This window comes from Sphingomonas soli NBRC 100801 (assembly GCF_001591025.1).
GTDB classification, from domain to species: Bacteria; Pseudomonadota; Alphaproteobacteria; order Sphingomonadales; family Sphingomonadaceae; genus Sphingomonas; species Sphingomonas soli.
Window position 1 is genome coordinate 101684 of the sequence record NZ_BCTZ01000020.1, and the last position, 6200, is coordinate 107883.

General features: G+C 66.7%; 4 protein-coding genes. 3 read left to right on the forward strand and 1 reads right to left on the reverse strand.

Translation table 11 applies throughout. From position 1 onward, the window contains the following. Window positions 1–7: 7 nt before the first annotated feature. Window positions 8–2500 (reverse strand): glycoside hydrolase family 9 protein, encoded by a 2493-nt coding sequence (locus SSO01S_RS15180; protein ID WP_245646821.1) that lies wholly within the window; start codon window positions 2498–2500, stop codon window positions 8–10. Window positions 2501–2586: 86 nt separating this feature from the next. Here SSO01S_RS15180 and SSO01S_RS15185 point away from each other — a divergent pair, with 86 nt between their 5' ends. The 3 genes from SSO01S_RS15185 (at window position 2587) to SSO01S_RS15195 (ending at window position 6178) form a co-directional block, all read left to right on the forward strand. Beyond that, on the forward strand, window positions 2587–4152 hold the full coding sequence (locus SSO01S_RS15185) for an MFS transporter (RefSeq protein ID WP_066800480.1): 1566 nt from the start codon (window positions 2587–2589) through the stop codon (window positions 4150–4152). Window positions 4153–4233: 81 nt separating this feature from the next. Further along, window positions 4234–5127 carry an iron-containing redox enzyme family protein gene (locus SSO01S_RS15190; RefSeq protein WP_066800483.1) on the forward strand — a complete coding sequence of 298 codons (894 nt, stop codon included), beginning with the start codon at window positions 4234–4236 and terminating at the stop codon, window positions 5125–5127. Window positions 5128–5185: 58 nt separating this feature from the next. Further along, window positions 5186–6178, forward strand: a complete 993-nt coding sequence (locus SSO01S_RS15195; protein WP_066800486.1) for an SGNH/GDSL hydrolase family protein — start codon at window positions 5186–5188, stop codon at window positions 6176–6178. Window positions 6179–6200 lie beyond the last annotated feature (22 nt).

Here is a 6200-nt window from a genome sequence, read left to right on the forward strand (position 1 = left end):
ATGAGTTCTAGCGCTTGAGCAAATCCCGCGCCGCGAGAACCAGTGCGATATAGTTCGCGCTCATATCCACGACATATTCGTTCTCGCCCCAGAAGAAGGGCCAGGTCTCGCTATTCTCGGGAAAATCGGGCTTGAGGATCAGCGCGCCGGGCACGACCCCGCCCGCGATGAACGAGAAATCGGCGCGGTTGGCACCATAAGCGACTTCCTTCGAAACCGTGCCCACGCCCGATACGAACGAAATATCCGATCCCGGATGCGTGCCGTGGAGATAATCGAGCGCACGGAACACCGCCTTGCCGTCGCTGATCGCCGGAAAGGCCTTGTGGATCGCATAATCGACAAGCCCGGTGTGGATCACCGCGCCATTGCCGGCCCAGCCGCCCTCGGTGATGGGGACGCCATAGGGGTTCTTCACCTCCGGCCGCGCCTGCCACGCGCGCGCAGCCGCCTCCACCGCGGCGCGATAGCCCGCCGGCATATCGGGGAGCGCGGCAATCGCCGTTTGCGCATAGAAGCCGAAGCGCTTCGAAACCTCGGGCCACAGCGCTTCGATCCGCCCCGCATATTTCGCGTCGCGCGTGGCGCGCAGCAGCTCGACCGCGGCGGTGAATTCCTCGCCCGGCAGCCAGCCGCCGGTTGTGTTGCCGTGGCTGAAAGTGTTTGGCGCGTGGCTCTGCTCCTCTGCCCACACGCCTTCCGCCAGCTTGAGCGCCTTTGCCGCCAGCGCGTCGTCATGCCCCTTCAGCGCGCGGCTCGCCGCCGCCAGCGCCGCCGCCGAGCCAAGGTTAAGCGCGGAGGATCTGCTCGTGAATACCCAGCGATCGTCGGGCGTGCCGCTCTTGCCGTCCTTGCGCTCGCCGCGCTTTAGCGCGGGATCATAGACCAGCCCGTCCGTCTTGGACGCGGCATCGCCCAGATGGGTATATTGCGCGACATCGGGCTCGACGACGCCGTGCACGGCATAGCCGACCGCGTCATACATGGATGCGAGATAGAGCACGCCATGCCTGATCTGCTGGATCACATCGGGCGCGCCATCGGGCACGTGCATCTCGACGTGGCGCAGATCCCAGTCGATCAGCGTCTGATCGCGTCCAGGCCGGTGCCGCTCCCACACATCGACGAGGCCGCGGATCACCGCATATTGGGTCTGGGTCCGGATATCGAAATCGCCCGCATCGAGCCAGCCGCCCACGTTCAGGCCGGGAATATGCTCGCCCGGCGCGAACTTGGTGTCGGTCGTCGGCCCCTGCCGGTAGAGATCGATATGCTCGTGATCGAGCGGCGCCTGCCGGGCATCGTCACGGTGGCTGTCGCCGTGCCAGACGCGATAGGCTTCATTGACCGCCATGTGATCCATCTGGACCGGCAGATAGACGTCGAGGCTCGGGTGCCAGGCCTTGTCATAGACGTCCGCCGCGATGCGGAACGGCGCGGTGCGCCTGCCCGCATATTCGAGCATGTAGATGCCGGGTTCGAGCACCTTGCTGAAATCGAAGCTGCGATAGCGGTAGCGCAGATATTTGCCCCATTCGGGCGCTGGGCCGGCCAGCGCCTCGATCGTCTCGCCCTTGGCCGTCACGCGCAGCAGCCGGGCGGTCTCCGCGCCGGGATCCTTCGCGTCGAGTTCGATCACTGCGCGCTTCGCCTGTTCGGGCGCGTAGCCGAGCTGCGAATGGCCGATCACCGGCGCGCGCTTCCAGCCCGGCACGCTGTTTGGCGTGACGGTCCATTCGATCACCCGCCCGGTCTTGCCCGCGGGGATCAGGGTGCGCGCGACGAACCAGCCATTCTGCGCCTGGTCTCTCCCGTCATAAAGCTGCACGCCGGCGCTGGACGTGATCGTCACGCGGCGCGCCGGGTCTTCGGGAGCGAGCACCAGCGTCTTGCCGCCCGCGAAGGGAAGCGGCTCGGCGCCCGGCCCGATATCGCGTCCGCTCGCGGCGTTGCGCGCGCCGCCCGCCACCATGTCGCTCGACGGGTGGAGCGGAAATACCCCGCTCGCGCCATCCGCCATCCAGCTCTTGCGGAAATAAGCGGAAGGCAGGAACTCCAGGTTCAGCCCCGCCTTGCCCGCCAGCGCGGCCGGCAGCGGTGCATCGAGCACCACCGCAAGCACCACCGACGCGCCCCTGGGCTCGGCAATGATCCGGTAGCGGAACTGATGCTCGGGATATTCGAGCGCGGCTTCGAGCGCGCCGGTTTCCGGATTCACGCTGCGCACACTCATCCGCCCGATCGGATCCCACTGCCCCGGCGTCGCGGAAAGGCGGACATCGCCGTTGGTGGCGATGCGCTCGCCCTGCTGGATGATCTCCACGCCGCTGATCTTCGAATCGGCGAACAGCCCGTCATACCAGTTGGAAAACACCAGCAGATTGACGCCGTCCGCTTCGAAATAGCCCGCATCGCCCAATCGCATCTCCTGCGCCGCGGCGGGCAGGGCCGCCCCGGCAAGCAGGCATGCGCAGATCATTCGAAAGGCCTGGGCTTTCACATCACTCTCCATCGTGGCAGGCTGAATCCCGCACTTTGCGTTAGCGCTAACACAAAGCCCGGGGGCGGGCAAAACGGGGGTGGCGAATGACGGGGACCTTGGCCGATCGTCGCGGAGCATGGGCATTCGCGCTGGGCTGCGTCGCGGTCACGATCGGCGTACTGATGCACCTCCCGATGTTCTGGATGGCGCGCGACATGCATTTCATGCTCGCCGGCATGGCGATGGGCTGGGACATGGTGGTGGGCATGGCGCTCATCATCGGCGGCTGCGTGATCGCGGCCTATGGCCTGTTGCCGCGCGATCTGGCCGCGCAGCGCGCCGCGAGCGCTGGCATCACCGTCGCCGCGCCGGAAGATGCCACGCTCGGGCGCGCGCATTGGGGTCTGATGACCGTGCTGGTCGTCGCGCTGATCATCGATACGATGAAGCCCGCCGCCCTGGGCTTCACGATCGACGGGATGAAGCACGAATATATGGTCGATCAGTCGGTCGCCTCGCTCGTCCCCTTCTTCGCGCTGGTGGGCACGGTGACCGGATCCGTGCTGTGGGGCGTGCTTGCCGATATCTATGGGCGCAAGGCGACGATCCTGCTTTCGGCGGTGATGTTCGTCGGCACCTCGATCTGCGGAGCAATGCCGTCGCTCGGCTGGAATATCGTGATGTGCTTCATGATGGGCGCCGCCGCCGGGGGCATGCTGCCGGTGACCTATGCGCTGCTCGCGGAGATGATGCCCAGCAAGCATCGCGGCTGGAGCCTGGTGCTGGTGGGCGGGCTGGGCGCGGGCGGCGGATATCTGGCCGCCAGTGCTGCGGCGACCTGGCTGGTGCCGCTGCTGAGCTGGCGCATCCTGTGGCTGCTCAACCTGCCCACCGGGCTGGCACTCGTCCTGCTGGGCCGGTTCATTCCGGAAAGCGCCAAATTCCTCCTCGCGCACGGCCGCTCGCTCGAGGCGCAAAAGGTGATGGCCAGGTTCGGCGCGGTGGTGAAGACCGCCGCCCCGCCCGCCAGGGCGCAGTCGAGCCACGGCGCGCTCAAGGGCTTTCATCTCTATGGCAAGCTCACGGCGTTGTCGCTCACCGCGCTCACCTGGGGGTTCGTCAATTTCGGGCTGCTGCTCTGGCTTCCGGCGCATCTGCGCGATCAGGGCTATTCGCTTGCCGTCGCCAACGGGCTGCTCGCAAAATCGGCGCTGATCGCCATCCCGATGGCCTTTGCCTGCGCGCTGATCTACTCGCTTTGGAGCACCAAATGGTCGCTGGTATCGGCGATCGGCATCCTCGCTTTGGGGCTGCTGGGCGTGCTCAGGCTCGAACTGTTCGGCGGCGGCGATCCCGTGCTGCCGTTCGCGCTGCTGATCGTCGGGCTGAACGGGATCATCGCGATCGTGCTGCCTTATACGGCGGAGAGTTTTCCCCTGCGCGTGCGCGGCCGGGCGACTGGCTGGGTGGCGGCATGCACCAAAGGCGGCGGAGTGATCGCGCAGGGGCTTTCGATCACCAAGCTGGTGCCGCCGATCGGGATCGTCGCGGGTGCGGTGATCGTGCCCGTGGCCGCCGCGCTGATCCTGATCGCATGGTTCGGACGCGAGACGCGCGGCGGCGACCTGCGCCTGCTCGACGGCGAAGCGGAAGCCCGAGATTCGACCTGATCCATATTAGCCGACCGGACCAAACCGGAACCTCTCGCCCGCCTGTCGGGTTGGTCTTTCCTGAACAGGAGAGAGCGACCAATGGCCACTCGAGCCCCCAATTTTTCGAATGACCGCGAATCACAGTTTCTGACCGACAGTTTCCAGCGCGGTCTCGCCCACTGGAATCGCGAACGTCTCCAGCCCGGCTTCCCCGACGACTGGCAGCATCGCTTCGAGCGCGACGTGAAGATGCAGCGGCTGGAAGGCGGTTTCCTTGAGGAACTGCGCGCCGAGGTGATCGACGAGGCCGCGCGTGTGCCCACCGACGCGGACGGCTTCATCCACTGGTTCGAGGGGCTGAAGGCGCACGGCCCCGGCCAGGGCGATCCACTCTTCCCGTGGCTCGCGCAGGAGGCGGACAAGGACCAGCTTCGATGGTTCTTCGAACAGGAAGCCGCCGGAGAGGCGGGGTTCGACGATCTGGTCGCGATGACGCAGGTGAAGCTGCCGGTGGAACCCAAGCTGGAGCTTGCCCGCAACTATTGGGACGAGATGGGCCATGGCGCCGCCAAGGGCATGCATGGGCCGATGCTAGATGCGCTGGTCGAGACGCTGAAGGTGCGTCCGGTGATCGAGAATACGGTGTGGCAGAGCCTGGCCCTGGCCAATGCGATGACCGCGATGGCGGTGAACCGCCGCTATGCCTGGCATTCGGTGGGCGCGCTGGGCGTGGTCGAGCTGACCGCGCCGGGCCGTTCGCAGCAAGTCGCCGACGGCCTCCTCCGCGTCGGCCTCAGCCCCAAGGAAGCGCGCTATTTCTCGGTGCACGCGGTGCTCGACGTGAAGCACAGCATCGAATGGAACCGGAACGCCATCCGCCCGGCGGTCGAGCAGGATCCGCGCACCGCCACCGCGATGGCGGAGGGCGCGCTGATCCGCCTGAAATGCGGCGCGCGCTGCTTCGATGCGTATCGCGCGCATCTCTGGGGCTGAGCAACCAGCGCTGCGGTAGCCGCTTCTCGCGGGGGCCGAAGCGGGTTAGCCTCGGGCCATGAAGAGCCTGCTCGCGCTGCCGCTGCTGCTCATCGCCTTCCCGGATCGCATGCCGATCCCGGCGCACGCACCGGGCCGGGTGAGCACCGATGGCCGGTTCGGCTGGCCCGGCGTCTATTTCGAAGGGCGCTTCAAGGGCGCGGACGTAACTGTTCGGGTCGAGACCGGCGGCGAGCCGGTGCGCGTTCTGGTCGATGGCGCGGTGCGCGCGACGCTGGCGGAGGCCAAGCCGAGCGAATTCAGTGTGACCGGCCTCGCGCCCGGCGAGCATATCGTGCGGCTGGAAAAGGTGACCGAGAGCCAGTCGGGCGGCCCGCGCTTCCTGGGCTTTTCGACCAAGGGCAATGCGATGCCCGCCCGGCCCCGCGCGCGGCAGATCGAGTTCATCGGCGATTCGCACAGCGTCGGCTATGGCAACACCTCGCCCACGCGCGAGTGCGACGCCGACAGGGTACGCGCGACGACGGACACGCAATTGGCGTTCGGCCCGCTCGCCGCGCGGGCGCTGAATGCCGATTACCGGGTGATCGCTTATTCGGGCTACGGGATCGTGCGCAATTATTCGGGCAGGATGCCGGGTGAAAATCTGCCCTTTCTCTATCCCCGCGCGGTGCCCGGGGATGCGGCTGCCGCTGCACCAGACCCGGCATGGCGGCCGCGCGTGATCGTCATCAATCTCGGCACCAACGATTTCTCGACCGCGCTCAAGCCGGGCGAGGCATGGCCAGACGAAGGGGCGCTGCACGCGGATTACCGCGCGAAATATGCGGACTTCATCCGCGCGCTGAAGCACGTCCAGCCGCAAGCCCGGTTCGTGCTGATGGCCCCCGATCGCTTCGCCGCCGATGTGGCTGCCGTCGCGAAGGTCACCGGCGCCAGCCTGCTCAACGTACCGGCGCTCGAGCTGACGGGGTGCAATTGGCACCCGTCGCTCAAGGATCACCGCGCAATGGCGGACTTGGTGGAAAAGGCCGCCGCACCGCTCTTCTAGATCGAGGTCCGGATCCATTGAT

What these genes read in the sequence shown, in the direction of transcription:
- SSO01S_RS15185 (WP_066800480.1), top strand. Translation starts at nt 2,587, where the DNA reads ATGACGGGGACCTTGGCCGATCGTCGCGGAGCATGGGCATTCGCGCTG.
- SSO01S_RS15195 (WP_066800486.1), top strand. Translation starts at nt 5,186, where the DNA reads ATGAAGAGCCTGCTCGCGCTGCCGCTGCTGCTCATCGCCTTCCCGGAT.
- SSO01S_RS15190 (WP_066800483.1), top strand. Translation starts at nt 4,234, where the DNA reads ATGGCCACTCGAGCCCCCAATTTTTCGAATGACCGCGAATCACAGTTT.